We start from the raw sequence: 25465 nt of genomic DNA, 5'->3' as shown, positions 1-25465 counted from the left end.
GGAGTACTCCATGAAGTTGTTGCATTTTTTCGCTGTGATTCTGCTTGCCCTGTCGGCTTCCGCGCGGGCCTCATACATTTCCTTCCAGGTGTCGACGGACCATATTGTGGTGGGCGATGCGTTCTATGTGGACGTCATCCTGGAGAAACCGTTTGACGGCCTGTTCGATGGCGATGAGCTATTGGCGTTTGGCTTTAATCTTGGCTATGACGCCGGTGTGCTCCAGCTTGTCGACAGTACAGTGGGATTTCCTTGGGACGATGATTCCGCGCTGTTTCCCGGGATTGATGTGGCGGGGTCCGCATTTCCCGGCGTGACGGACGACAGCGGCGCTGGCCTGCTGCTGGCGCGCTTGAGCTTCAGCGCCGTCGCAGCAGGACTGTCCCAGTTGAGCCTGTTTGGCGATAGCGCCGCGAATCCGGATCTGGGGCTGTTGTATTTGTCGGGAAGCGATGTGATCAATGCGCGCAAGGACATGCGCATCTACTCCGTGCCGCAGCCTGCTTCAATGTGGATGTTGGCGTTGGGAGGCTTGGGACTGCTGGTGAGAAGGAAAGCCGCCGGCGTCCGCTAACAGGGAAATCATGGCGTCTGCCGCCGTAGATGCGGCGGCGGGGCCTGAATACTGAAGGAAACCAGCCGTAGGCGTTTATTATGCTAAGGAAAATAATAATCTCAGTCAGTTTGTGGATGCTGTCTATGACGGCGTCCGCGCATTTAAGCGGATTCACCGACACCTCTATTCAGATCGCAGAGCCGGGCGTAAAGGTCATTTACACGCTGCCCAGCGATAATCTGCTGGAACTGGATCCCAATGTAGACATGCGTGTGGCGCCGCCAGAGGATTACACCACGCAGGTCGCCGCCGGCTGGTTCGTGGCGGCGGGCAAGCGCGCCTGTTTTTTGCAGGACCGCAAGGCGAAGTCGTTACCGGAAATCGACTCCTACCAATACACCCTGACCTACCAGTGCCCGCAGGGCATGGAGGCGGTCAGCATCCGCTACGAGCTTTTCAATGAACAGTGGCGCGGCCATCAGAATTATGTGCGGGTGTTTATGGCGGACAACCGCATGCGCATGCGTTTCACCTTTGATCGACAGAAACTCGATCTGCCCGTGGCGCAACTGCTGCGGGAATGGGGCGCGCGTCTGACGCCGGACTTCCTGGCCATGGACCCGCATCGACGCCTGGATGTGGAAGGCTGGGAGAATCCGCTGGCGAATGATCAGGAAACCGCAGCGCAAAGCGGCGTTATCGATCCTGCGTTCCTGTGGGTGGGCATGGAGCACATCTGGCAGGGAGCGGATCATATTCTGTTTCTGTTGTGTCTGCTCCTGGCGCCGGCTTCTTTGGGGCGCATCCTGCTATGGGCAACCTCGTTCACTCTGGCGCACTCGATTACCCTGGCGCTTTCCGCATTTGATGTCATCTCCATCCCGCCCTCCGTGACAGAGCCTCTGATCGCCCTCACCATCGTTTTTCTGGGGCTGGAGAATCTGTATTACCTGGCGCGGCAAAATCGCGCAGACGTGGACTGGGGCAAGGTATATCGCAATCGCTGGTGGGTGATCTTCTGTTTTGGTTTGATTCACGGCGTGGGCTTCAGCTATCTGCTGCGGGAACTGAGTTCCGGGGAGGGCGTCTGGGGCCGGCTGCTTATGTTCAACCTGGGCGTGGAGATAGGGCAGGTGGCGATTATCGCGCTGTTGCTGATACCGGCTTACGCCATGTTTAAGTGGCGTCATGGCCTGAAGCTCGGCGGCGTTTCCTCGTTATTGACCAGTCTGGTGGGACTGATCTGGCTGGCGCAACGGATTTAGATCGACTGACACCCTCTGTATTTGATAAATCACGGCAATAAAAAAGGGCGTCACAAAGACGCCCTTGTTCAGTCGGAGCAAATCAATGGATGATTCGCCAGGAACGGCTTAGGGTTTCATCCAGGGTTGTTCGACAATAATACTGTCTATCACACTTCGGTATTCCCGTATCTTCGCATCCAGGTGACGCAGCTCGTAATTCAGGTCATCCCGATGGTTTTCCAGCTCGCGCATCTGCTTCAGCAAGTCGCGGCGCTTCTGTGCGTCGCCGGAGCCGTTGACTAATTCGTTCTCAATGGCGTCAATTTTATCGCGGTTCTTATCCAAATCTTTCTCGGCGGATGTGCGCATGCCTTCCGAGTCCTTGATTTCCTTCTCCATATAACGGACAAATTGCCCGCTTTCCACGGCGCGCATAAATACCGGCTCAAGATCTGGCGGACATTGGCCTTTGTAGGTATTGCCGCCGCGACCCAGGTCAAAACCATTCTGCGGCTTGCAGTAATTGCGGGCGCCGTCGTCAAAACCGGCGCGATAAGCGTCCAGGTCAGGCGAAACATTGTAATCCGAGCAGGCCTCTCTATGCTGCGAGAGGTAAGTGGCTGAACGGCCGGCTACGCCGTCTTCATAACCGATAACGCGCCAGTCTGCGTTGCGGCATTCGTTTTCGTTCATGGTGGCGCATGCGGAAAGATTCAGCAGCGCAGCTACGACAAAAATGCGTCTGACCATTTGTTAAATCCCAAACTTCTGAAAAACAAGGCGGTTGCAGACAGCAAGTCATGCAACCCTGAGGATAGAGATAATTTTAGTTGATAATCGGCGGTGTTGCTGTCAATGACTGTAACGAACTGTGAGCAGTCGGCGACATCAGTGGTGATCTCGACGCCTGACTACCACCATTTTTCCGTACAACATAGCGCCGAGGGCGACGCATCCGCTGAGAAAGGAGGCCAGCGCCAGAGGAATCTGGTGAGGTCCGGAACCGAGCGCAAGATTCGCCAGACTGGGAATCAACAAACCCAGCAGGCCGGCGATATGTAGCCAGGCCATCTGTGACGTGAGGCGGAACCAGCAGCCGCAATTCGGGCATTTGCGCTCTACATTCACTCCACTGCGATGCGTCTGGATAAACTGTCTGGCTGAAAACGCTCTTTTACAGCGGGGGCAGGTGGTTTTCATTGTTGCGCTCCTGTTGAGAGGGTTGTCGCACCGGTCAGGGGATTTCTCGCAAAACCCTGAAACCGATGGTTCTGACTCGCTCTTCCGGCTCGACGCCGGCTCTGATGGACGGTTGCACATAAGGACTGGTGTTCATCCAGGTCCCGCCTTTCACCACCCTGGCGTTACAGTCGCCGTCCATTCTGGGCGCCATGCTTTCCCCCGCGCCCTCATGACTGTCGTGATAGCAGTCCAGCGTCCATTCCGCCACGTTGCTGGAGACATCGTACAGACCGTAAGGGTTAGCGCTGAAGCGCCCTACCGGTCCTGGATGGAACAACGCGGTCCCAGAAGGACAGCCGTCGATGTCTTTATCGCAATGATCGACGCCCTGAATATAGTCGTCACCCCACCAGTAGTGGGTTTGCGTTCCGCCACGAGCGGCGTATTCCCACTCCGCTTCACTGGGCAGGCGGTAGCGGTGTCCACTTTGTTCGCTCAACCAGTCCGTGTAGGCGACGGCGTCATCCCAACTGACGTTGATGACTGGTTGCTCGCCGCGGCCCCAGCCTTCATCCGAAGGTAAGGTGCGGTGCGTCGCCAGGGCGAAGCGGTCGTAGTCCGCGAATGTCACTTCGGTGGCGCTAATTGCGTATGAATGTTGCGCCACGACTTCATGACGAGGTCCCTCGTCGGTGGAGACGCCACTGGGCTGGTCGCCGACTACGCCGACGCCCGCGGGTACGATGACCAATTGAGGGGCTTCGCTACCGTCCCTGAGTGAGTCCTGCAGCCAGGGCGGAGCGCTCTTTGCGGTCATTTGGGAGCACCCCGTCGCTAACGCAAGCAGGGCGCAACCGGTCCAAGTGATTGCGCGCATCGTTTGCCTTCCTGTCTGTTTATTTTTGCCCGAAACCAATAATGAAGCCGATGCCGCCCTGCGCTGCGGTCATTGCGCCGGCGCTGCTTCCGTTGACCGTAATGGCGGAGCCCAGCAGTTCCAGGAACTTGGTGCGCATCAGAATCTGCACCTGGGTCTGGGTATACACTTTCACCGCCTTGCTGCCGTCGTCGAGCATTCTGGCGCCGCTGAGAATTTCCTTGAGCAGCTTGCGGCTTTTCAACAGCTCGGGATGTTCAAACTTCAGCAGCTCTTCCGCCAGACGTTTTCTGCTGGCGCGAGACAGTTGTTGGTACATCTTCAAGAGGTTGCCGCTACCAATGCCTTTGTTGGACAGGAAGCGATAGAGGATAGCCTGATTCCCCAGTGTTTTGGCGACGTCGGCGATCTGAATGACATCCAGGGCGATCATAAGCGCGCCGAATTCTGGGGACTCGTCCAGCCACTCATTGTAGTGAGCGTTGCCGCGCACCACGTTGGTCGTGCGTCCGATAGCGACACCGCACTGGAAGGTGGCGGCGCTGGTGGCGGCCATGGTCAGCGGCATGGCCGCCCAGGCTGCGCCTGCGGACACTGTGCCGCCGCCGGCTTCACCAACCACCAGTATCCAGCCGATGGCTGCGCCGGCGCAGCTCAGGCCTGCGTTGGTGAGTTCTTTGCCGAGACTGGACTTGGCCGTCGCCACGACTTCTTCCTTACTGGCTTTGGGCGGAAGCTGAACTTCCCGAATGTAGACAGTTTTGCCATCAGCGCGGCAGCTTTGGCGCAGCACTCTGACGTCAAATAAGGGAGGCGGATTTAATGGATCGCCGCCGACGACAAAGGTAACGGGACGCAGTGCGATGAAGGTGACGCCTGCGCCGTAAAATTCATCCGTGGCGTCAAGCGCCAGATAAAGTTGAGCGAGTTTAGAGTCTGGAAAATAGCGTCTGACCTTACTTTCGGTGGAGTCAACGAAGAGAGAATTCGTCATATTTGCAGCGCCCATATAAAACTCCTTGCGTTCTTGCATGAACTAAAATCGCAGGCGTTAGGGAGAGCCTGCGAGGAACTTCGAATTTGATGACAAACGAACTGAAAGCGTTAATCTGCGTGAAAACCCGTCAATATTGAGCTGTTTTTATTAAGATTTCGGGACGTCATGGCGGCTGTCGCTTGAAATCCCCGGCGGCGCCCCGATTACCCTAAGAGATAAAAACAATGAGGTCCGGCTATGTTGCAAGTACTTCCCTATGAGTCGCGCCATCAAAGCGGCGTCCTGTCCTTAATCGTCAATATTCAGCGCAATGAGTTCGGTGTGTCGATTACAGCGGAAGAACAGCCTGACCTGATGGATATTGAGGACTATTACCAGTCCGGCGCCGGCAATTTCTGGGTGGCCATGGACGTGGAGCAGGACCTTGTGGTCGGCACGGTGTCGCTGCTGGACATTGGCGCAGGGCAGGGCGCATTGCGCAAGATGTTCGTGCATAAGGACTATCGAGGCGGCCAAATGGGTGTGGCGGCGAAGTTACTGCAAACCCTGGTGCAATGGTGTGAAGAGAAAAAAGTGCATGAAATTTTCCTGGGGACTACACCGCAATTTCTCGCTGCTCACCGCTTCTACGAAAAAAACAGATTTACTGAAGTTTCCCCCGCAGATCTTCCGCAAAGCTTTCCCGTTATGGCGGTGGACAAAAAGTTTTATAAACGACAAGTCTAACCGGCGAAGCCTGCGGACGTAGGCCAATTTTCCACCAGTTTTACCCCCCGGTCTATCCCTGGATTATGAAAATGTCATGATTTACATGGGGTTGTGGCCTTTCTACGATTACCCTGCAGCTTAACGGCAGTCTTAAACCAAGCTGTAAACATCTTCCCGAATCCAACAGTTGAATGTGTGTAGGCGCGGTTTGATCCGCGTTTTGGTTGTCCTCTGTGAGCTGCATCGCCGTCCCCAGGATGTGAGAGGGATTGGCCAAGCCTGATGCGCCGCCATGGGAAGTGGAACGCTCGGTCTTTCAGGTTAAATTAACGTCGAGGTTTTAAATGATAAGGAGAAATCGTTTCCTTAAGTATTGCGCCGCCTTGTTGCTGCTGTCTTCGGCAGCCGGCGTCATGGCGGATGTGGATGAACAGTATCTGCGGGACAGCGGTGAAGAAATCAGAGGCTTATATGGTCGCCATGTCCAGTCTCAGATCTACGTCGATCAACAGGCGTGCGGGGAACCCAGTCCCAGCGCGGTAGCCTGTTCCCCTAATCGCATCAGTGTCGGCACTCGTTTCATGAGCGGTCAGGAGAGCCAGTACGGCCAGTATGTGGCCAAGTCTATTCTGGCGCACGAGTGGGGACACACTATCCAATTCACCAAGAACATCCGTTTACAAGCGCCTTATATGGAATTGCAGGCGGATTGCTTCGCTGGAAACTTCGATAAATATGCGGAATCCGACTTAGGCTACGCCTCTTTCATTGAAAACGCCGTGCGCTCAGCGCGCGACGCCGCTGACTACTCCGAACACGGCACGCCGCAACAGCGCGAAAGCTATACCCGTGAGGGCTATCAGAAGCGTGAGGAAGGCTGTTTCGCCATTAGCGGCGATCCCGGTGGGGACGACGGCGGTGATGATGGTGGAGATGACGGCGGCGATGACGGCGATTGCCCACCCTGGATCTGCGACGGCGGAGACGATGGTGGCGATGATGGCGGTGACGACGGCGGCGATGACGGAGACTGCCCGCCCTGGATCTGCGACGGCGGAGACGACGGCGGCGATGACGGAGACTGCCCACCCTGGATTTGCGATGGCGGAGACGACGGTGGCGATGATGGCGGTGACGACGGCGGCGATGACGGAGACTGTCCACCCTGGATCTGCGACGGCGGTGACGATGGAGGCGATGACGGTGGCGACGACGGCCATTGCCCGCCCTGGTTATGCGGCGATGGCGGCGACGATCACGGTATCCCCTGTCCTGAGTGGTTGTGCGGCGGAGACGGCGGCACGATTCCTTGTCCGCCCTGGTTGTGCGGTGGTGGAAGCAACGGGAGCGTTCCCGGCTGCCCGCCCTGGATCTGCGGACGCTTCGATCACTGAGACAGTCAGCCCGGCTTTGAGCCGGGCATGCTGAGACGCAACGTTTACCCGGACCCCAGTCCGGCGACCCTGGGCTTGGGGGCGTCGGGCTGAAGGCCCGGGACCATGCGTAAACCTAACCAATCGCAACCTGACAACAGGTGATGGAGAGGAGCAATGATAGGGAAGAAAACCTTATTCGCCCTGAGCGGCGGTATGTTGGCCGTCGGCGCAGCGGTGCTCGCCACTGATAACAGTTTTACTCAGGGATGGCTGGCGGCGGAGACTGGTGCGGTCGCCCGATCTGAAGTTGAACAGAAGGCGGCGGTAAAGTCCGCAGCGGCCGATGCAGCAGCGAAGACAGACGAGGATTCACTGGCGGATGCGACAATGGACGCAACGGCGTTCAGTCCGACAGTCGCAAATGGCGCGTCGACGGCGCAGTCCGGCGCAGATAAAGACGCGAAAAAAGCCGACAAAGCGGACAAAGCCGATGTGGAAGACCCGGCGGCGGAAATGAGTCTGGCGGAGCGCTATCCCAAACAGTGGCTTGAAGACATGGGATACCTCATTCCACCAGAACTGCACAGCTACGATCTCACTACGCTGGAATCTCTGGCGACGCAGGGCGACACCAACGCCATGGTGCATTTGGGAGAGCGCTATCTGTACTTCATCAAAGACAATCCCAGACACCCAGACTTCCGTAAAGATGTGAATTATCCCGCGCTGGCGAAAAGCTACTTTGGCGAAGCGCTGAAAAGGGGACATAAGCACGCTGCGGCGATTCTGTCCGAAGCTTATTTCTCCGAAGACCGGATGGTTGAAGCCTATGCCTGGAACATAGTGGCGGAAAAGCTGGGAGACCAGCTCAGCGTTGACTGGTTCCGCAGCACAGACAAATACCAGACCCTGTCGGATGAGCAAAAAGCGCAGGCGGATCTGATGGCCAAGCTTTACGAAAAGCAGCTTAAGGATCGCAATCAGGAGTTGGGCGGCGAATCTCTCTTCAACGAGGGGACCGCAGCGGGATGACATCGTTAAAGGCCGGCTCCGTTCTGCGCCTTGGCTTAGGGCCTATGTGGAAAGAGCCGGCCGCCTGTTGATGCGTTGCCGGGTGAAGCTGTCGGAGTACGTCGTTGGCTTGTTAAAGAAGTAGGTGTTTTTTTATGTTTGAATCAGAGCAGGTCGCGGCGCAATTATTATGACTGTATCTTCGCCGTTGAAAGTGTCGCGTCTGGCTGCCGAGGCGGATCAATCCCGCGATCTGCATACCCATTCCGATGGGCAGTTGTATTGGTTGGAGCAGGGCGCGATTCTCTGTCGCAGCGATCGCTATCACTGGCTGACCGCTCCTCGACAACTGAGCTGGATTCCCCCAGGTTGTCAGCATGGCGCCCGGCCTCTATCGATGGTGAGAGGGACGCTGCTGCTTCTGCGGGAGGATCTGGCGTCCGCCTTGCCGCAAGAGCCAGTGACCCTGGAGCCGCATCGATTGCTGGAAGCGACGCTGCTCAGACTGATTGAGTTGTGTACTGAATCAGACTGGCTGGAGCGGCATGAGCACTTATTACAGGTGTTTCTGTATGAGGCGAGAGAGGCGACGCCTTTACGGCAACGACTGCCAATGCCTTATGACACCAGGCTGCTGCGCATGGCGAATACGCTGTGGCGGGCTCCCGAAAGCAATCCTGGTCTGGACGCACTGGCGCTGGAATTTGGTTTCAGCCGGCGTACTTTGACCCGTAAATTCATGCAGGAAACCGGCATGTCGCTTAGTCAATGGACGCAACACGCCAAACTCCTGCGCGCCCTGGAACTACTGGCGGCGAATGAGTCCGTCAGCAGTGCGGCGTTTGCGGTGGGCTATCAAAGCGTCAGCACCTTCTGCGCGGTGTTCAAGCAGGTGTTCGGCATGTCGCCAGGGGACTACAAACGGCGCTTTCTGAGTCGTGAGAAATAATCAGGACATCCTTGTCGCTTTTGATCAGGCGTCTTCCGGCTTGAACCAAAGCTCTTTCCTTTGCAGAGGCGTGTCCGCCGGCAGCATGGGGTTGTCGAGATAGATGATGCGGCGTTGTCTGATATGGGCGCGGGCGATGTCGTCGCCAAAACGACGCTGGAAAATTTTATCGAAGCTGCCGTCGGCGATTAATTTATTGAGGCCGTCTTCCACTCGTTGCGCCAGACGCTCGTTGTCCTTTGACATAAAGAAGTAATAGGGCCAGGGATAATACAGCAGAATGTCTTCTTCTATTTTCAGATTAGGGTAATCTTTTTGATGGGCCGTCAGTTCGTCAAAGGCTTCGTTGATGCCTCTGGGAAATAAGTCGTAACGGTTGCGCGCCAATTTGGTAAATAAATCATTGTATTGAAACACGCCCAGCACTTTTACCTTGTTGTGTTTGTAAACGGCGACATCTCCCCAGTCCTCTCCTTGCCCGACTTTCAGAGCCCGTAGCGCATCCAGTGACTCTACATCGCGCAGTTTCTTCTGCCCTTTATCCGTCACCAGACTGATGCGATAACCGAGAATGCCTTTGCGTAACGGAATACGTATGGCGCGCAGACGAGCTTCCTTTTCGATGCTGGTGGAGCTCCAGGCGATGTTGACCAAACGGTTCTTTTCCGTCTCCGACAGCGTTCTGGATTCGATCAGGTCCGCCTTGGTGGCGCGTAATTCATAAGGGCCATATTCCTCCGTAGTGGCTTCCAGCGCGGACTTTAGCAGTTCCAGCACATCGTGAAACCGTAAGTCGATTTTAGGGTGAACATACACATCCGTGGCGACGGCGTGTGAAGACGGTAAGGTGGTGGCGACGGTTAATATCGCCATAAACAAGACGTAAGCGAGCTTGTGCATAACAGCGCTCCCAATGGACTTTTTATTTTATTGGGCAAGGAAGTGGGTAGTATCTTGCAGGTCAGTTTATTATTTGATCACAAAATTAGAATAAATATTCTCTTTGGTCAATAAAAAAGAAAATTTGTTTTATTTTGATGTGTTGAGATGGGGGCGTTGAGAATAGATAGCGACGCAGCCCGGATAAGCTGCGTCTTGCAGGACAGGATTATTGCTTGTTTTCGATGGTGACCAGCCATTTGCGCAGTAGACCGGCTAGCTGCTCCTGATCGTCCCCTTCCAGCTGCTTGAGAAGCTCCCACTCAGTTTCCACGTGACTTTCCACCGCCTTGTCGATCAGCTCCATTCCCGCGTCAGTGAGCGCGACGATGACGCTGCGACGGTCGCTTTCATCGGGTTGGCGCTGTATCAGTTGTTTGCGTTCCAGCTTGTCCAGACGGTTGGTCATGGCGCCGGAGGAGAGCATCGCCGCGGTATAGAGCTGTGTGGGCGTAAGGCGATAGGGTGCGCCTGAGCGGCGTAATGTGGCGAGCACATCGAACTCATCAATCGAGAGTCCATAGCCAGCCAGCGTTTCCTTGATCGTTTGGTGAGTGAATGCGTGTATCCGGTGTAAGCGTCCAAAAATACCCATAGGCTGGGCCTGCAGGTCGGGTTTTTCGGTTTTCCACTGCCGCAGTATAGCGTCAACATGGTCTTTTTGATCGTTCTGATTATTTTTCTTCATATAAAGATACTTGACGTTAAGCTAGTTAAAGAGGAATATCTCCACATAAAGATATCACGTTAGAAACGAGCGTAAACAGAAAACTTGAAGGAATTGTTGTGTATTGGTTGCTTGGCGTACTCGCCCCTGCCGTATGGGGCACCACTTATGTCGTCACTCAGGCTTGGTTGCAGGATCTCGGCCCCTTGTGGGTCTCCGTATTGAGAGCATTGCCCGCCGGGTTATTGTTGATGTGTCTGGATCTGAAATCCCTGCGTCATATGGACCTGCGTCGCAGCGCCATTTTAGGCGCGTTGAACATCAGCGTATTTTTCTTTTTCCTGTTCACTGCGGCGCTTCGGTTACCCAGCGGCGTGGCGGGCACGTTGATGGCGCTGACGCCGCTGACCACGCTGCTGTTTCTATGGTGGTGGCAACGACAGGCGCCGAATCCCATTCAGCTGTTGTGCGCTTTCGGCGGCTTGATCGGCGTGGGAGTGGTGATATTCCAGCCTTCTTCTCAAGTTGATCCCGTTGGCGTCGCCGCTTCTTTTGGCGCGGTTGTCAGCCTGACGGTGGGCACGTTCCTGGCCAAGAAATGGTCTCCGCCCAAAGGTATTCTGGCGTTTACCGGATTACAGTTGTTTCTCGGCGGGATGGTGTTATTGCCTTTGGCCTTTTTACTGGAGGGACCCATGCCGACGCTGAACCGTGAAGCGATGCTGGGACTGCTGTGGGTGGATCTGGTGAATACCGCGTTGGGCTATCTCGCCTGGTTTATCGCGATGCGTCGTCTGCCTGTAAGCGCTCTAAGCTTCCTGGCGCTGCTGAGTCCGGTCAGTGCGGTAATCAGCGGACGTCTGGTGCTGGAGGAATGGTTTACGCCTGCGCAGTATGCGGGGATCGCGATGGTGCTGCTCAGCGTGACGCTGGCGCAGTTCGCCAAGGCCAAACCTCAGCCGAAGATGGCGCAACAAACTTCCTAAGGAGGCGTCAGGCTCCCGGTCGCAGCCAGAAAATCATCGGTTTAGAGCTGGCTGCGCTGTCTCCAATATCTTTCCAGGAATACTGGGTGACCATATTGGGATACTTGATGTAGCCCCGTTTCACCCAGAATAAATCCATCGGGCGATAGCCCGGTGGACGCATAGGGTGGTCGAGAGGACGATCCACGGTGCAAAACGCAGTGACGGTATAGCCCAGCTCCTTGGCGAAAGACTCCCGCTCATCGAAAAAGCAGTGCCCCAATCCCTGTCCGCGAAACTCCGGCTCCAGCACGGATTCTCCAAAATAAAACACATTACCGGCAGAAATATGGCGATCCCGGAAGGGTTGCTGGAACTCTTCATCCGCATCGCTTAGGGGCAATCCGGTGGATACGCCGATTACCCTGTTTCCTTCCTGCGCCAGCACAAACAGGCTGTTGGCGGAGTCGGCGTAGTTGGCCAGATAGCTCCTCTCGTACTCCATATCTCCATCGTAAAGATAAGGAAACTCCCGGAATATCCTGATGCGCAGTTTGGCGAGTTCGTCCAGCCAGGGATGAATGGCGGCTCCGGCGACACGGGTAATTTTTGACATAGCTATGCCTCTTATGGTGGTTGAACGCCTGCTGTTATTCCAATTGGTTGCAAGCGCCGCAAGTATATTGCCAGTTAATCTAATCCTAGGCTGGTTAAACGGCGTACACTAATACTGAGTGTAAATTTTTTCAGCGAAGGAGGTCTTCGATGAAAAGGCTTTATTATCTGACGCCCACGTTGCAAAGCGCAGAAAGAGTGTCTGAAAGTCTGCATGAGCATGGCGTTACTGACTGGCATTTTCATATCCTCAGCAAGGACGAGGCGGGTTTGACCCGTAGACGTCTGCATTCCGCGAACGTGCTGCACAAGCTTGATCTGATTCATTCCATGGAGAGAGGCTTGCTATGCGGCGGTCTGTTGGGCGGAAGTTTTGTCATTACCGCAATGATATTCAGTGAGTTGGGGGACTTGGCCCCGCCTGCCGTATGGATTGCGCTGTTGGTGTTTTGCGTGCTGGCTGGCACCTGGATTGGCGGCATGGCGGGCGTCAACATGGAAAATTATAAAATTCGTCGTTTCCATGACGCCATTGATAAAGGCATGCATCTGTTGATGATTGACGTGCCGAAAGAAGACGAGGCTGTCGTAAAAACGTTATTGGCTCAGCAGCATCCTGACGCTGTCGAGCAAGGCGAAGATTCAACGATTATCAATCCTTTTACGTCGGAAGACGGCAAAGTTCATATCGTTTGACGCCCATCACCGGCGGTGAGTACAGCGCCGCCATCCTACACAGGCGGGAAGCAGGTTTTCCCGCCTTCGTATCATTGAGCCCGGTTTAGACATTGAGGGTGGAATGAAAGGATTGGCTTCCAGCGTCATTCGCGGACTGATGTTCATCGCGTTATTGACGTCGCAAAGCGCTGATGGCGCAGATAAGTTCAAGGTCGAGACAGTGTTGCAGTATCTGGATCAGCCATGGAGCATGGCGTTCCTTCCCGATGGCGGCCTGCTTGTCACCCAGAAAACCGGCGATTTGTTACACATAAACCTCAAGCAGCAAAACTTCACCGTAGTGAAGGGAACGCCTGAGTCCGTGGTTCATGGGCAGGGCGGTTTGCTGGACGTCATGCTGCACCCTGACTTTGATACGAACCAATGGGTCTACCTGACGTTCACGCAGAAAAAGTCGGACGGATATACCACTGCGCTGGCGCGAGGGCGGCTGCAGGGCGATAAGCTGACGGGAACAAAAGTCCTGCTCAGCGCTCGCGCAGTGAGCGGCGAGGGCAGACATTTTGGATCGCGGTTGGCGTTTGATGACCAGGGCTTTTTATACATGACCATCGGCGACCGGGGAGATCGTCGTAATGCGCAGAACCTGCAATCCCATGCTGGCAAAGTCCTGCGTTTGACGGAGGACGGGGCGGCGGCTCTGGGGAATCCTTTTTTGAATCGTGCTGACGCATTGCCGGAAATATTCTCTTATGGCCATCGTAATCCCCAGGGTCTGACATACGACTCGGTCAGTCAGCGTTTATGGCTGCATGAACATGGCCCCAAAGGTGGAGATGAAGTCAATCTGATACAAGCTGGAAAAAATTACGGTTGGCCTTTGGTCACCTATGGGAAGGAATACTGGGGAGGAACCATTTCTGCGCAGACGGAAGCGTCTGGCGTGGAAAAACCTGTCTGGTATTGGGACCCGTCTATAGCGCCGTCGGGCATGGCGGTTTACCGGGGAGATCTGTTTCCTGATTGGCGTGGGGATCTATTGGTCGGCGCGCTCAAGTTTCAACTGCTGGCCCGGGTGGAAATGAAGGAGACGCGGGCGCAAAAGGAAGAACGCTCTTTGCAGGAGCGTAAGTCGCGTATCCGGGACGTCAGAGTCGGGCCGGATGGCGCCGTCTATGTGTTGACTGACGGGAGCAACGCGGAGTTGCTAAGGCTATCACCCGCCGATTAGACCGCTTCTGCAAGCAGGCTTTGTCGCTGATAGCAGACATGTAACTATTTGATATTTATATATTTATTTTTACCTGTGAATCACCCTGTCGCCGATCAGAGACAGAAATCCCTTGTCTTGCGCACCCAAAATCCGGCCTTAGGTCATCCTTTGTTTGTATCCTTTTGATAATAAATAACTTTTCTGAGTTGGCGCCGATATTGTTATTTATCTCTTCGAGGGGAAGCTGAAGTGGCCGACGCCGGATCGCTGGACGCGAAAGATCGCGGCAAACAGGCCGAAGGCTTCAATTCACCGCCAATGAAAAGCGCACTCCGGAGAGAGCGCGCGATATACCACATAAAGTGAAAGAGGAAAGTTTACCATGAAGAAGATTGTTGCCTTTGCATTAGCATCTGTTCTGGCTGGCCCTGTTCTGGCTGAAGATACCCAGACTACAGACATGATGGAATCTGAAGCCGAGTTTGTCGCATTAGATGCTGACAAAAATGGTTCAATCTCCCAAGAAGAAGCTGCAGCAGACGCTGGTCTGGCGCAAAGCTTCGCTAAAGCAGACGCTGACCAAGACGGCGCTGTAAGCAAGGACGAGTTCGTCCTGTACACTGGCGAAGCTACTGCAGCTGGTCAGTAATTGACCCACCCGGCGCTTTATGCGCCGGTGACACGTTCTTTACTACCTAAAGAACTGTCTTCCTAGCCCTGTTGATGTCGTTTTGAACTCTAGATGAGTTGCCGGCCCCTTCGCAGCGTTCCAGTTCGGCGGAATTAGCTGTTCTTGAAGGCGGCCGGATCTATTTCATACTTAGCCAATAGTTTGTAGAAATCCGTTCTGTTCCTCTGGGCCAGTCTGGCCGCCTGACTAACGCTTCCTTCCGTAATTGACAGCACTTTGGTGAGATAGCCCCGCTCAAAGGTCGCCCGCGCTTCGTTGAAAGAGGGCAGCTCCGGCGCACGATTAGCCAACGCCTGTTTAACCAGCGCTGCGCTGATAATGGGGTTGGTGGTCAGCGCAATCGTCTGCTCTACAACATTCACCAGCTGGCGGATATTGCCGGGCCATTTGGCTTCGCATAGTAACGCCATGGCTTCCGGGGCTATGCCTTTCACAAATCCATTACGCTGATCTTTGCGCGTTGACAGGATATGTTTCACCAGGGCGGGAATGTCTTCCGCGCGCTCTTCCAGAGGAGGGAGCGCGAAGTTGACCACATTCAGGCGGTAGTACAAGTCCTCGCGGAACTCGTTCTCCTCCATGGCCTTTTCCAGATCGCGGTGCGTCGCCGACAAGATTCGCACATCCACCGCTTCGTTTTCCACGGAGCCCAGAGAACGAATCTGTTTTTCCTGAATGGCGCGCAACAGCTTCACCTGAAGAGACAGCGGCATGTCGCCTATCTCATCCAGAAACAGTGTGCCGCCGGAGGCGGACCGGAACAGTCCGGGATAGTCTTTGACGGCGCCGGTAAACGCCCCTTTGGTGTGGCCGAATAACTCTGATTCCAGCAACTGTTCCGGCAGGGCGCCGCAGTTGATGGTGACAAAGGGTTTGTTGGCGCGGGGGCTGGCCTTGTGAACCGCTCTGGCCAGCAACTCTTTTCCGGTGCCGCTGGGACCGGTAATAAGAATGTTGACGTTGGTTTGCGCCGCCATTTTGGCCTGGTCAAGCAACTGCTGCATGCGACTGCTGGTGCTGATGATTTCTTCGCACCAGGATTCGGACATGTGATGCTGAGTCTGGGACAGCGCCGCTTCAATGGTGTTGAGCAGCTGTTCCTTTTCAATTGGCTTGGGCAGGAAGCCGAACACCCCTTTTTGCGTGGCGGCTACCGCCTCGGGGATAGTGCCGTGCGCAGTGATGATAATCACCGGCAGACTGGCGTTGATCGTCTGCACGCGTTCGAACAGGCCGATGCCATCGATCTCGTCCATGCGCAGATCAGTGATCAGCAGATTGAATTTGTTTTGCTGCAGTTGCTTCAGCGCTTCCGTGGCGGATTCAACCGCATACACGTCATAGCCCGCAGACTCCAGTCGGATCGATAGTAAACGCAGCAGGCTGCTATCGTCGTCAACTAACAGGATTCTCGGTTTGGCGGGATTTTTCATAGGCTCGACTGATTCTTGTCTGATTTAATACTGGTCCTGCGTCTCTTTCTTCTCCGTGAGATTCTGCTCGATGTTGGTCAGCGCCTCAATCTTCTTGCGCAATTGATCGACCTGACGTTCGAGACGTGCGTTTTCCCTTCTTAACTGGCTGGTGGATGAAACGCCTTCGAGACGGAACTTCAACTCGGACCTCAGCCAACGCACATAATCGTTGGGAACAGCGTCTTCCGACTCCGGCATGGTGTCGATAAGCAGCATGGCTTTACGCCAATTATCGGGACCGCCAGGCAAGGCGGCGAGTAAGGTGGCGCGTTGCAGGTGTACTTTCCAGACGGGAATACTGTCCTGAGGAATCACCAGCAGGCTTTCCAGGGCCAACAGTCTGGCTGAACGCTCTTCCTGGCTTAAATGCTCTCCGGTGAGGTAGTAATCCAGCCAGTTATACTCGGGGCTTGCTTCCTGTGACTCCGCCACTGCCGCATCCGTCTCTTGAACCGGCGCATCGACAATCTCTAACTGCTGGATTCCGGGTTGGCTGGCGGGGCGATTATCAACTTTGCCCCCACGCTCCCAGTCCATCGGCCACTGGACACAGGCCGACAGCGATAAGCTCAATGGTAAGAGGTAGAAGTAGCGTTTCATAAGTAGTGAATGTTCCTATATTGCGCTGACGACTGTCCGCGGCAGATAAATGGCGAAACTGACCAACTGTCCAGTCGTGGTCAGCAGCTTGAGCTCGCCTCCCTGAGTCTGTATGCAGTCACGCGCCACAGACAAACCGATACCCGACCCTTTCACTGCGCCGCTGCGTTTGACCGAACCCTGGTAAAAAGGTTCGAAAATGCGGCTGCGTTCTGCTTCCGGGATCGGCGCGCCCGTGTTGGTGACGCGCAATATAAAGTGATCGTCTTCTATATTCCACTCCAGCCAGATGCGACCCTCGCTGGCGCCGTAGGCGATAGCGTTGGAAATCAGGTTGTCCAGGGCGGAGTGCAACCGCGGACGCTCTGCGGTCAGCGTAAGTTGCGGACCGCCGACGCAGATAATCTGGCGCTTGTGCGTCAGCGACAGCCAATGCAGGTGCAGAAGCTCTTCGACCAGGGCGGACATATCAAAGGTCATTTTTTGCGCTTGACCGGAAAAATTCAAGCGATTGAAACTTAACAGGTTCTCAATTAACTGCTGCAACGCGCGGCCGTTTTCATTCACGAGATGGAGCACTTCACGCTGACCGTGGGATATCTGTCCCACCACCTCTTCCTGTAACAAGGCCACCCCTTCACGAATACTCGCCAGAGGAGTCTTTAATTCATGAGATACATGTCGCAGGAACTGCTGCTTCTGATCTTCGACTTGAGATAAGCGTTCCTGCAATGAATTCAGTTCTTCAGCCAGTTGCACCAGCTCTTGTGGACCAAATAACTCGATGGGCTTTTGGCGTCCGATGCTGAGTGTGCGAATTGCTGTTTTGAGTTGTCTGACGGGCCGCACGATGAGATAGGTGAACAAGACAATCAGGGCGAGAGTCACCGGCGCCAGCACCAGCGAGGATTGAATCACGTTTTCTCGCGCCTGGGCGGCGGCTCGACCCAGCTCATGCAGCTTATCCTCGGAAAAGGTGCGGGCCTGCAGGATCAAGCGGTCGGCGGAGCGTTGCAAAGAAGAGAACTCCGCCATTTCCTTGGTCAAAGCCGGGCTGTTGGGCTTCTCTTTCTCCAGTTTGGTTTGCAGATCCCGTTGCTGCTCTTTGACTTCCGCCAGCAAGGCCTGGGCTTCGGGAGTGCCCAGCAATTGCGCTATTTCAGTCAGCGGCGCCAGGAATTGTTCCGAGGCGGACTTGAACAGGTCCACCAGCGCTTTATCACCAATGACCATGTACTGACGCGCGACCCTCTCCATATCGATCAAAGAGGCTTTGGCGTTGCGGCCATTCTGCGCCATGGCGACGGAATCTTCGGTCACTGCGCGACTATCCAGCGCCAATGTCTGTAACGAGACGGTAGTGTGGTACAGCAACAGCCCCAATGGCGCGACCACTGTCATCAGGGAAATAAGCACCAATTGCCAGACTGCTTGGGGTTGAAGACGCTTGAACATGATTTTCCGGAAAATGCGCGGCGGGGCCGACAGATGTAGACGTGCAATCGGCAGCCTACCGTTAAGCCGCTGTACTGTCTAGCGTTGCTACCGCGGTTTAATCTTGCGTTTAGAATCAGAGCGCAATCGTTTTCAGGCTGGACAGGGTAATGCTGACGCCGATAAGCAGGAGCCCGATAAACACCATGCGGCGCAACTGCGCATCCGCCAGAGGCAGGTGATAACGTTTCGCCGCCAGCGTGCTCAGCCATACAACCGGCAATCCCGCCAACCACAGCCACCAGGACTCCGGCGAAATACTTTGTAGCGTCAGAGCCAGGGTGACCCGAAGAATGGAAGAGGTAAAGAACATCGCCTGTAGCGTGCTGCGGATAGCATCCAGGGACAGAGGCTGGCGAAACATCAGGAAAGCCGCTGGCGGGCCGAAAGTGGAGAAAAGCCCGCCCATCACGCCAGCCAGTGCGCCAGTGGCGGCGAAGGTTGCGTTATGACTGGGCTGAGGCGACGCATGGGGCTTGAAGGCGATAAACAGGCTGCTGACCGCTAGCGCAATACCGAGCGTCAATTGAATATAGGCGCTATAGGCCTGCGCATGCTCCAGCAGCCAGACGCCGGCGGCGATACCGGGGACAGCGGCGCTCAGGCACCAGAATAACGCGCGCCATTGCACATGATGAGTCATACCCTTCAGGGCGGTGCTGGTATTGGTCAGACTGAGTAAACTGATCGCCAGCGTGAGTGTTTTAAGGTCAGACAAGCCTAATAAGGTGCACCCGCCAAGAAACACCAGGCCAAACCCGAAACCCACCCAGGTTTGAATGGCGGCGGCGCCAGCGAGAATCACAAATATCAGCGACCAGTCAATGAAAGCCATAACCTCAACAACCTGCGTAAGGAAGAGGGGGATGACCGGCCAGGTCTGAAACAAGTGCGTGGAGCCACCCTTCGTGTGTGATGAAGAGCTGCGACTGGGCCGGTGACGACCTTTGCGGGGAGCCCGCAAGAATGCCGCAGAATAGCGCAAAATCTGGCGAAGGGTCTAAGTAAATGCGCAATCGGGGTGCACATTATAAGTGTTAGTACTTATAATGCTTTCCGGCAATAAGGCGACAGTCTGTCTTGTTGGGTCTGTCGAGCGAGATGAGGCGTGTCCTCAGCATCCTCGGGCCAGGATTGGCTTGTCGCTTGCTTAATATTGCCGTCGAAAGATGTAGGAAGTACCAACGCTATCAGGAGGAAGCATGGTCTATACAAAGGAAGCGATCGACTTACTTCAACTACTCAGACGCAGGTTTCGTGACGAGGACATCGGTCTTTTGCATCTGAATGATCCAGAAGCATTGGAGCATGTGATCGTCTGGGCGCAGCGATCAACCAGCGGAGAAACCAAAGATCTGGCCTTTAAACTGGCGCAGATCGCTGATATGCCGCTCAGCCGTCGCGACCTCGAACGGGCTCCGGGCGAATTGAGCCGGCGTCTGTACCGGGGTCAGGAAATTCTGGTGGAGCGCAAATCCAAAGAAGATGGAAATGAGCGCCCGGTGCGGATGTATCGGGGGCAGGTGGTCGCCTGACCCTTTATGGCTTAATCGGCGTTGTCAGTGGCGATAGCCTGACGACGCCGCAGATTTTTCCTGCGTTTCAGATTTAACATTTCCACCGTCACTGAGAACGCCATGGCGAAATAGACATAACCCCTGGGAATATGGAAATCCAGCCCTTCGCCAAGCAAGGCGACGCCAACCAGTATCAGAAAGCTTAACGCCAGCATCTTGAGGGTGGGGTGTGTGTCGACAAACTCTCCCACTGGCTTGGCCGCCACCATCATGATCAACACAGATAAAATAATCGCTGCGACCATCACAGGGATGTGATCCACCATACCGACGGCGGTGATCACGGAATCCAGGCTGAACACCATATCGAGAATGGCTATTTGCGCTAGGGTGGCGACAAAACCGGCTGACTTGGCTGGCTTGTCCGGTTCATCGGCGTCGCTCTCCAGATCATGGTGAATCTCATGGGTGCTCTTTGTCAGCAGAAATAGCCCGCCGCCGATAAGGATGAGGTCGCGGCCGGATATTTCCTGACCCAGCAAGGTGAAAAGCGGAGCGGTCAGCGTCATGATCCAGGTGAGGGACAGCAGCAAAAGCAGACGGGTGATCATCGCCAGACCCAGCCCAGCAATGCGGGCTTTGTCTCGCTGGTGCGCCGGCAATCGCCCTACCAATATGGAAATAAACACGATGTTATCGACGCCCAGCACAATTTCCAGTGCTGTAAGCGTCGCCAGGGCGATCCAGGCTTGCGGGTCCAACATCCATTCAAACACCAGTCTGCTCCTTGTCGATAAGGTTAGTCAGGAGGAAAAGCGGCCTCCCGCAGCGCGTTCATGGGACCCGCCTCTTTTATTATGACGAGTTGTTCTTCCTTTCCGCACAACAAAGCGCCGACAAATCCGAGAGCGTTTATGGATATTCCCTGAAAGCGCTCGTTACGGCGAGGAACCAGCATCATCCAGCGGCGGGTGGCCAGTAGATTATAAGGCGCGGGCGGTATATCGGGCGTGGCGGCCAGGCCCAGTTCCCGCAGCCATTGGCGGTAAGTTGCGTGCAATGCGGTCGGCTCAGGAAGCGCATCAGAGAAGCGCATGAACCTGTGGCGAAATGGCAGCGAGACTTCAGCCTTGGGCGACGACGCCAGAAAAGCATCCAACGGCGTTTTGTTATCTTCTAAGGAGGAGGACAGCGGCAACGGAATCGTCTGCAAGTGTTTGTGTCTTTGGCTTGCCCCCGCCAGTTTGCCGCCGTTGAAGAACACCAGACCATCCACCTCCTGCAACGACCAATGCAGCGCTTGCATGTCAGACAGGCTGAGCGCTTCGCTTTGTTCTTCGAATTGGGTGGTCACCATCAAAAAGTGATTAGGCAATACGTTGAACTTGTTGAGGAGACAGACGTAACCATCGTTAATGTGTCCTACGTATAGTGCTTCGTCGTAAGGCAGAAACGGATTGACGGCGGTTTTGGGTGCGGAACCGCCGTCCTGCAGGGTGGCGTTGGCGTTTTTACGTTCTAGGTTTGTCAGCAGCCGCAGAACGAAAGGGACGCCTTCATTTGGATAGATTTCCTCTCGCGTGGGAAGGGAAACCAGTGCGCCGCTGGCATGGGCGCTTTCTGAAACCTTCCGCAGCCGTTCGGGCAGTGCTCCGGGCGTTAGCGTGATCTTGCTCGACATGGTCGGCGATGACTCCGTTGCTATTAATCTGGCGGACAACGAGAGCCCTTCTAATCGTCTGTAATGAAGCGGCTCGCGTATGTCAGGCACTGTCTTCAGCGGATTGTCGCCGCGCAGTGGTGTTCGGGGATACTGCAATTATTGAAAGGCAGCCCATAGCAAATAGCAACTGCTAAGGCGCTGATTAACAAGATGGTCATCCAACAAACTGACTTGTCCAGAGCGATAGGCCTTGGCTATCAGGCGTGTTTCCCCTAATCTTTCCGGGTTTTCCCTCAAAGCAGTCCAGAATAATGAGCGATAAGACGTTTATAGAATTTTTCGCAGGCATTGGTTTGATGCACGCCGGATTAGTGGGAACTGGTTGGCGATGCGAGTACGCCAACGATATCGATCCCAAGAAATACCATATGTATCGCGATCGCTTTGGCGACGCCCGCTACTATCACATCGGCGATGTCTGGGAGACCGACGAGGTTGTGGAGCGGATCGAGCAGACTCCCTTGTTGGCGACGGCCTCTTTCCCCTGCGTAGACCTGTCATTGGCAGGCAAGCGCAGTGGTTTGTCCGGAGACGAATCCGGCACGTTTTATGGTTTTGCTGCGGCGTTAAGGGGGCTGAAGGAAAAAGGCCGTCAGCCCAAGATGGTGCTGATCGAGAATGTCATGGGGTTCCTGACCGCCAACAAAGGGCGGGATTTTCAGGCGGCCTGTCAGGAATTGGCGGATCTGGGCTACTGGATCGACGCCTTCTCTGTGGACGCCAAGCATTTCGTACCGCAAAGCCGTCCACGGATATTCATTCTTGGCTGTCTGCAGGAAGCGCTGCCGGATGGCCACAGCCTGAAACCTGACGATGTGGTCGGCGTCGCCGATTCGGAATGGCGTCGCCGTATCGACGCTCAGGATGGGATACGTCCCAAGAGTGTCAGAGCGGCTTTATTGGGCATGAACTTACCCACCGGTCTGTTCTGCCAGGACGTTAAAGACCTGCCGCCGGTCAAGACGAATCTGAGGGATGTAATCGATGTTGACGCGGGCGAATGGTGGGAGCCGGAGCAGGTCAAGAAACACTGGAATGAGATGAGCGCAGGGCACCAGAATGTGCTGAGTGAGCTGAAACGTCAGGATGAATTCAGTGTCGGAGGCATGTATCGCCGGGTGCGTAATGGCGAATCAAGAACGGAAATCCGCACGGATGGTATTGCAGGTTGTTTGCGTACGCCGAGAGGGGGCAGCAGTCGGCAAATGGTGTTTGTCGCGGGCAAGGGAAAATTGAAGATGCGTTGGATGTCTCCAGTCGAATATGCGCGACTGCAAGGCGCGTCGGACTTTCCCATCAGCGTGGGCGTCAATCAGGCGTTGTTCGGTTTTGGCGATGCGGTATGCGTGCCGGCTATTGAGTGGATCGCCCGTCATTGCCTGGAACCGATATATCACACGTTGGCGTTGCGGGAGAGCCGTAAGGAGAGTATTCAGGCGGACTTGTTCGCCTCCAGTACTGCCTGACGCAGGACCCGGATTCAGCTGAGGGAGCGGGGTGGCGAGCGATATGAAGCGAAGCGAAATCATGGCGGCGGTGAAGTCGAAAGACACTACTCCCGAGCTGAAAGTGCGCAAACTGCTCCACTCCCTGGGTTACCGCTACCGGCTGCATGCGGGTGATCTGCCCTGTAAGCCGGATATTGTCTTTCGATCCCGCAAAAAAGTGATCTTCATCCATGGCTGCTTCTGGCACGGGCACCCCTGTAAGCGCGGCGCCCGCATGCCAAAGACCAATGCGGAGTACTGGGTCAAGAAAATCGGTCGCAACATCGAGCGCGATCGACGCGGCTATGAAGCGCTACATAATCTGGGATGGCGTTGCCTTGTATTGTGGGAGTGTGAATTGAAGGATGAGGAAGCGTTGCAAGCCACTTTACAGGCGTTTCTGAAAGAAGATTAGCGGCATTTGTATATAACTCTCTAATTTACAACTTCCCTAGGGTATACCCCATCAGCCCAAAGACCTCGGGCGCTTAGACGATGGTTATTTACTGTCCACTAACTAGAATTATTGCCTTTCTGGTTATTACAAGGACAGTATCATGCAGGAACGGACTCTGCCTCCCTCTCATCAACTTATCCCGTTGGAATATCCTCAGACTGGCTGGAGCCTGCGCAGAAAGCGTCATGGCAAGCAGGTGTTCATCACTCGTGAAGCAAACCAGTTTCTACTCAATTTGAACGACTATCAGAAAAATGAAGTCTATCGCGCCCTATCCAAAATCGTCGCCGAAGGCGGTTATGGACTCTCCAGCGGCGGCCTGAAAACCCGGCCCATGGCCATGCGCTCAAAGACCGACGCCATCGCAGCGGCGGGGATCCTTAATCTGGTCTACTCCGTGAACTCAGAGAAGATAGTGGTTAATGCGATTGGGTTGAATAAGAGTGTGCTGGGATCAATGCCCGTGGCTTCTAAGGAGCGTGCGGCTTTATATGAAATCAATAGAAAGACGAGTGTTCGATACAGTGAGACGTCTTCCACTTCTGACATTGAGAAGCTGGAGGGAGCCTGGGGAAGGCCCAAAGTTGTGGTGGAGGTAAATACAGATCATGCTGCGGTAAATGGAATGCAGAATGACCTCGAGAAAGCGCGCTGGTTAATGGGAGTACATGTAGATACGGCGTATTGGGGAGATAACTTGAATCGGTACACATTATTCCATAACCCGACAGTTGGTTTTGTTCAGGATGTATTCGAATGTATTCAGGACAAAGTTGGAGCATCTAAAATAGCCAGACAACTCGCCTCTATTCTCGTGGACTGTCAAAGGAAAGGGCGTAAGGTGAAGTGGGTTTGCCATAGCCAGGGTGGAATAATATTTACTCGCGCGGTGGAGCTAGTGAATGGTATGGGAGTTACGTTAGAAGGACAAAAAGTTGCGATACACGCTGGCGGGAACAAAAAGCAAAGAGCGAAAGACGCATTTGTAATGGCCGGACTGGAGATTGTCGATATTGATCGGGATAGCCCTTTTGATTTTGTTCCTAATTTAGCTGGTGGTAACAACTGGTCATGGTCTTCTCTTCGCCGCTGTTATAAGTTCGCGAGAATGATAATAAGCAGCAATAATCCAATGGAAACCAGTCCGCATACACTTCCTTTTCTTAGTTTGGAGTGCAGCATTAGGCTCCTCCAAATGAATGGATATGAGAAGAAGGCGAAAATGGTCATTCAGGAGCAGAGCAGGTTAGGGCAATGTTAAGTAAAAGGCTTGCATCATTTTTTTCCGGCGGCGGGCCAGATTTTTCTAAACTCACGGAAAATGACTGTGGGGTTGGAAAATACAGGATAGGTTACAAACTGCCAGGGAGTGCTATTGATTTAAATCGCAGGAAGGAGCCATTTCTCTCTTGTGTGAATTTGCAACTGGATTTGTTTAATTCCTATCTTCAAGAAGATTACAATCGGCAATGTGTGAGAGTGGGCTTTGAATGGTGGGCGTATAGAGGCCCCTTTTTTCAGGGCTACTTTGGTCTTCTTGGGAAGCTCAGCATGTATATTGATGTGAATCGAACGAATTTCGAATCTCAAGTTAAGCAAGATGATTTACAAAGCTTGGCGGACTATTTGAAGAAGGATTACTGGGACTACTACGAAGGAGATAAAGGAGTTAACTGGGAAAGTCGCCAGGAGTTTAAAGATGATATTTTTACCAATGGAGACACTCCTTCTCAATATTTAGTAAAACTTCCTGATGAATATCGAGTCGAGCGAATAAATGACATAGATTGGCTGACTTATTCATTAGTTGGAGAAGGAACAACAGGGTCTCACGCCAGTTTTTATTGGGGATATCCAATAAGCCCTAACTACTATATTACTGTTGGTTTCAGAGCTAGACCCGAGCTTGGAAAAAAAACTATACGGCTGGCACGCATGCTAGCCGACGCCAAAAAAATCATGTCGATGGTGGAGTTGCGTAAGGAGTGAGTTTTTTCGTTGCCGCCAGTTAAATCCTGAATGACCTGAGAGTTCAGGTCAT

28 protein-coding genes are annotated in these 25465 nt (G+C 54.3%); 15 read left to right on the top strand and 13 right to left on the bottom strand.

Annotated elements, in window-relative coordinates:
- The first annotated feature begins 10 nt into the window (after nucleotides 1-10).
- Together EUZ85_RS00970 and EUZ85_RS00965 are read left to right on the top strand one after the other, a co-directional pair.
- Nucleotides 11-574, top strand: a complete 564-nt coding sequence (locus EUZ85_RS00970; protein WP_127974087.1) for a cohesin domain-containing protein — start codon at nucleotides 11-13, stop codon at nucleotides 572-574.
- Nucleotides 575-699: 125 nt separating this feature from the next.
- Complete coding sequence (locus EUZ85_RS00965) at nucleotides 700-1821, top strand: HupE/UreJ family protein (RefSeq protein WP_164887410.1); 1122 nt, start codon at nucleotides 700-702, stop codon at nucleotides 1819-1821.
- Between the two features lie 108 nt (nucleotides 1822-1929).
- On the opposite strand, the gene EUZ85_RS00960 is transcribed toward EUZ85_RS00965, so the two are convergent.
- From EUZ85_RS00960 to EUZ85_RS00945, 4 genes are all read right to left on the bottom strand, one after another.
- Nucleotides 1930-2553 (bottom strand): DUF2799 domain-containing protein, encoded by a 624-nt coding sequence (locus EUZ85_RS00960; RefSeq protein ID WP_127974085.1) that lies wholly within the window; start codon nucleotides 2551-2553, stop codon nucleotides 1930-1932.
- A 138-nt stretch (nucleotides 2554-2691) separates the two neighbouring features.
- Nucleotides 2692-3003, bottom strand: a complete 312-nt coding sequence (locus tag EUZ85_RS00955; RefSeq protein ID WP_127974084.1) for a hypothetical protein — start codon at nucleotides 3001-3003, stop codon at nucleotides 2692-2694.
- A gap of 34 nt (nucleotides 3004-3037) precedes the next feature.
- Complete coding sequence (locus tag EUZ85_RS00950) at nucleotides 3038-3862, bottom strand: SUMF1/EgtB/PvdO family nonheme iron enzyme (RefSeq protein WP_127974083.1); 825 nt, start codon at nucleotides 3860-3862, stop codon at nucleotides 3038-3040.
- A gap of 19 nt (nucleotides 3863-3881) precedes the next feature.
- Nucleotides 3882-4871: a hypothetical protein gene (locus EUZ85_RS00945; RefSeq protein WP_127974082.1), complete on the bottom strand. Its 990-nt coding sequence runs from the start codon at nucleotides 4869-4871 to the stop codon at nucleotides 3882-3884.
- Between the two features lie 225 nt (nucleotides 4872-5096).
- Here EUZ85_RS00945 and EUZ85_RS00940 point away from each other — a divergent pair, with 225 nt between their 5' ends.
- The 4 genes from EUZ85_RS00940 (at nucleotide 5097) to EUZ85_RS00925 (ending at nucleotide 8903) form a co-directional block, all read left to right on the top strand.
- Nucleotides 5097-5585 carry a GNAT family N-acetyltransferase gene (locus tag EUZ85_RS00940; protein ID WP_127974081.1) on the top strand — a complete coding sequence of 163 codons (489 nt, stop codon included), beginning with the start codon at nucleotides 5097-5099 and terminating at the stop codon, nucleotides 5583-5585.
- Between the two features lie 326 nt (nucleotides 5586-5911).
- Complete coding sequence (locus tag EUZ85_RS31315; protein WP_206617979.1) at nucleotides 5912-6961, top strand: hypothetical protein; 1050 nt, start codon at nucleotides 5912-5914, stop codon at nucleotides 6959-6961.
- A gap of 156 nt (nucleotides 6962-7117) precedes the next feature.
- Nucleotides 7118-7975 carry a hypothetical protein gene (locus EUZ85_RS00930; RefSeq protein ID WP_127974080.1) on the top strand — a complete coding sequence of 286 codons (858 nt, stop codon included), beginning with the start codon at nucleotides 7118-7120 and terminating at the stop codon, nucleotides 7973-7975.
- 169 nt (nucleotides 7976-8144) lie between these two features.
- Entirely contained in the window at nucleotides 8145-8903 is a 759-nt protein-coding gene (locus tag EUZ85_RS00925) for an AraC family transcriptional regulator (protein WP_127974079.1), read from the top strand.
- A gap of 24 nt (nucleotides 8904-8927) precedes the next feature.
- Here the strand turns inward: EUZ85_RS00925 and EUZ85_RS00920 are convergent, their stop codons facing one another.
- Both EUZ85_RS00920 and EUZ85_RS00915 read right to left on the bottom strand, forming a co-directional pair.
- Nucleotides 8928-9803, bottom strand: coding sequence for an ABC transporter substrate-binding protein (locus tag EUZ85_RS00920; protein ID WP_127974078.1), 876 nt, complete (start codon nucleotides 9801-9803; stop codon nucleotides 8928-8930).
- A 208-nt stretch (nucleotides 9804-10011) separates the two neighbouring features.
- On the bottom strand, nucleotides 10012-10530 hold the full coding sequence (locus EUZ85_RS00915) for a MarR family winged helix-turn-helix transcriptional regulator (protein WP_127974077.1): 519 nt from the start codon (nucleotides 10528-10530) through the stop codon (nucleotides 10012-10014).
- 98 nt (nucleotides 10531-10628) lie between these two features.
- On the opposite strand from EUZ85_RS00915, the gene EUZ85_RS00910 reads away from it, so the two are divergent.
- Nucleotides 10629-11495 carry a DMT family transporter gene (locus tag EUZ85_RS00910; protein WP_127974076.1) on the top strand — a complete coding sequence of 289 codons (867 nt, stop codon included), beginning with the start codon at nucleotides 10629-10631 and terminating at the stop codon, nucleotides 11493-11495.
- Between the two features lie 7 nt (nucleotides 11496-11502).
- On the opposite strand, the gene EUZ85_RS00905 is transcribed toward EUZ85_RS00910, so the two are convergent.
- Nucleotides 11503-12090, bottom strand: coding sequence for a GNAT family N-acetyltransferase (locus EUZ85_RS00905; RefSeq protein WP_127974075.1), 588 nt, complete (start codon nucleotides 12088-12090; stop codon nucleotides 11503-11505).
- A 149-nt stretch (nucleotides 12091-12239) separates the two neighbouring features.
- Here EUZ85_RS00905 and EUZ85_RS00900 point away from each other — a divergent pair, with 149 nt between their 5' ends.
- The 3 genes from EUZ85_RS00900 to EUZ85_RS00890 all read left to right on the top strand — a co-directional run bounded on the left by EUZ85_RS00900 (nucleotide 12240) and on the right by EUZ85_RS00890 (nucleotide 14629).
- The gene (locus EUZ85_RS00900; protein ID WP_127974074.1) at nucleotides 12240-12785 is read left to right on the top strand and encodes a hypothetical protein; all 546 of its coding nucleotides are present in this window, start codon (nucleotides 12240-12242) and stop codon (nucleotides 12783-12785) included.
- 103 nt (nucleotides 12786-12888) lie between these two features.
- Nucleotides 12889-13998, top strand: a complete 1110-nt coding sequence (locus tag EUZ85_RS00895; RefSeq protein ID WP_241566919.1) for a PQQ-dependent sugar dehydrogenase — start codon at nucleotides 12889-12891, stop codon at nucleotides 13996-13998.
- A 364-nt stretch (nucleotides 13999-14362) separates the two neighbouring features.
- Nucleotides 14363-14629, top strand: a complete 267-nt coding sequence (locus tag EUZ85_RS00890; RefSeq protein ID WP_011400347.1) for a hypothetical protein — start codon at nucleotides 14363-14365, stop codon at nucleotides 14627-14629.
- Between the two features lie 134 nt (nucleotides 14630-14763).
- Here the strand turns inward: EUZ85_RS00890 and EUZ85_RS00885 are convergent, their stop codons facing one another.
- The 4 genes from EUZ85_RS00885 to EUZ85_RS00870 form a co-directional block, all read right to left on the bottom strand.
- Complete coding sequence (locus EUZ85_RS00885) at nucleotides 14764-16104, bottom strand: sigma 54-interacting transcriptional regulator (RefSeq protein ID WP_127974072.1); 1341 nt, start codon at nucleotides 16102-16104, stop codon at nucleotides 14764-14766.
- A 24-nt stretch (nucleotides 16105-16128) separates the two neighbouring features.
- Nucleotides 16129-16746, bottom strand: a complete 618-nt coding sequence (locus EUZ85_RS00880) for a hypothetical protein (protein WP_127974071.1) — start codon at nucleotides 16744-16746, stop codon at nucleotides 16129-16131.
- 15 nt (nucleotides 16747-16761) lie between these two features.
- Entirely contained in the window at nucleotides 16762-18201 is a 1440-nt protein-coding gene (locus EUZ85_RS00875) for a HAMP domain-containing sensor histidine kinase (RefSeq protein WP_127974070.1), read from the bottom strand.
- A 115-nt stretch (nucleotides 18202-18316) separates the two neighbouring features.
- Nucleotides 18317-19075: a sulfite exporter TauE/SafE family protein gene (locus tag EUZ85_RS00870; RefSeq protein ID WP_127974069.1), complete on the bottom strand. Its 759-nt coding sequence runs from the start codon at nucleotides 19073-19075 to the stop codon at nucleotides 18317-18319.
- 367 nt (nucleotides 19076-19442) lie between these two features.
- Here EUZ85_RS00870 and EUZ85_RS00865 point away from each other — a divergent pair, with 367 nt between their 5' ends.
- Nucleotides 19443-19775, top strand: a complete 333-nt coding sequence (locus EUZ85_RS00865) for a hypothetical protein (RefSeq protein ID WP_127974068.1) — start codon at nucleotides 19443-19445, stop codon at nucleotides 19773-19775.
- An 11-nt stretch (nucleotides 19776-19786) separates the two neighbouring features.
- Here the strand turns inward: EUZ85_RS00865 and EUZ85_RS00860 are convergent, their stop codons facing one another.
- Together EUZ85_RS00860 and EUZ85_RS00855 are read right to left on the bottom strand one after the other, a co-directional pair.
- Entirely contained in the window at nucleotides 19787-20533 is a 747-nt protein-coding gene (locus EUZ85_RS00860; protein ID WP_127974067.1) for a TerC family protein, read from the bottom strand.
- 23 nt (nucleotides 20534-20556) lie between these two features.
- Nucleotides 20557-21438, bottom strand: a complete 882-nt coding sequence (locus EUZ85_RS00855) for a DUF4922 domain-containing protein (RefSeq protein WP_127974066.1) — start codon at nucleotides 21436-21438, stop codon at nucleotides 20557-20559.
- A gap of 293 nt (nucleotides 21439-21731) precedes the next feature.
- Between EUZ85_RS00855 and EUZ85_RS00850 the strand changes: the two genes are divergently transcribed.
- The 4 genes from EUZ85_RS00850 to EUZ85_RS00835 all read left to right on the top strand — a co-directional run bounded on the left by EUZ85_RS00850 (nucleotide 21732) and on the right by EUZ85_RS00835 (nucleotide 25413).
- Nucleotides 21732-22946, top strand: a complete 1215-nt coding sequence (locus EUZ85_RS00850; RefSeq protein ID WP_127974065.1) for a DNA cytosine methyltransferase — start codon at nucleotides 21732-21734, stop codon at nucleotides 22944-22946.
- Nucleotides 22947-22989: 43 nt separating this feature from the next.
- Nucleotides 22990-23382, top strand: coding sequence for a very short patch repair endonuclease (locus tag EUZ85_RS00845; protein WP_127974064.1), 393 nt, complete (start codon nucleotides 22990-22992; stop codon nucleotides 23380-23382).
- A gap of 142 nt (nucleotides 23383-23524) precedes the next feature.
- Complete coding sequence (locus EUZ85_RS00840; RefSeq protein ID WP_127974063.1) at nucleotides 23525-24685, top strand: hypothetical protein; 1161 nt, start codon at nucleotides 23525-23527, stop codon at nucleotides 24683-24685.
- Nucleotides 24679-25413 carry a hypothetical protein gene (locus tag EUZ85_RS00835; protein ID WP_127974062.1) on the top strand — a complete coding sequence of 245 codons (735 nt, stop codon included), beginning with the start codon at nucleotides 24679-24681 and terminating at the stop codon, nucleotides 25411-25413. The genes EUZ85_RS00840 and EUZ85_RS00835 overlap by 7 nt, the downstream gene beginning before the upstream one ends.
- The last annotated feature ends 52 nt before the right edge of the window (nucleotides 25414-25465 follow it).

Origin of the sequence: Hahella sp. KA22 (assembly GCF_004135205.1) — a bacterium.
Lineage (GTDB): Bacteria > Pseudomonadota > Gammaproteobacteria > Pseudomonadales > Oleiphilaceae > Hahella.
The sequence above is the reverse complement of the archived record's forward strand: the minus strand, read 5'-3'. Positions and strand labels throughout refer to the sequence as shown.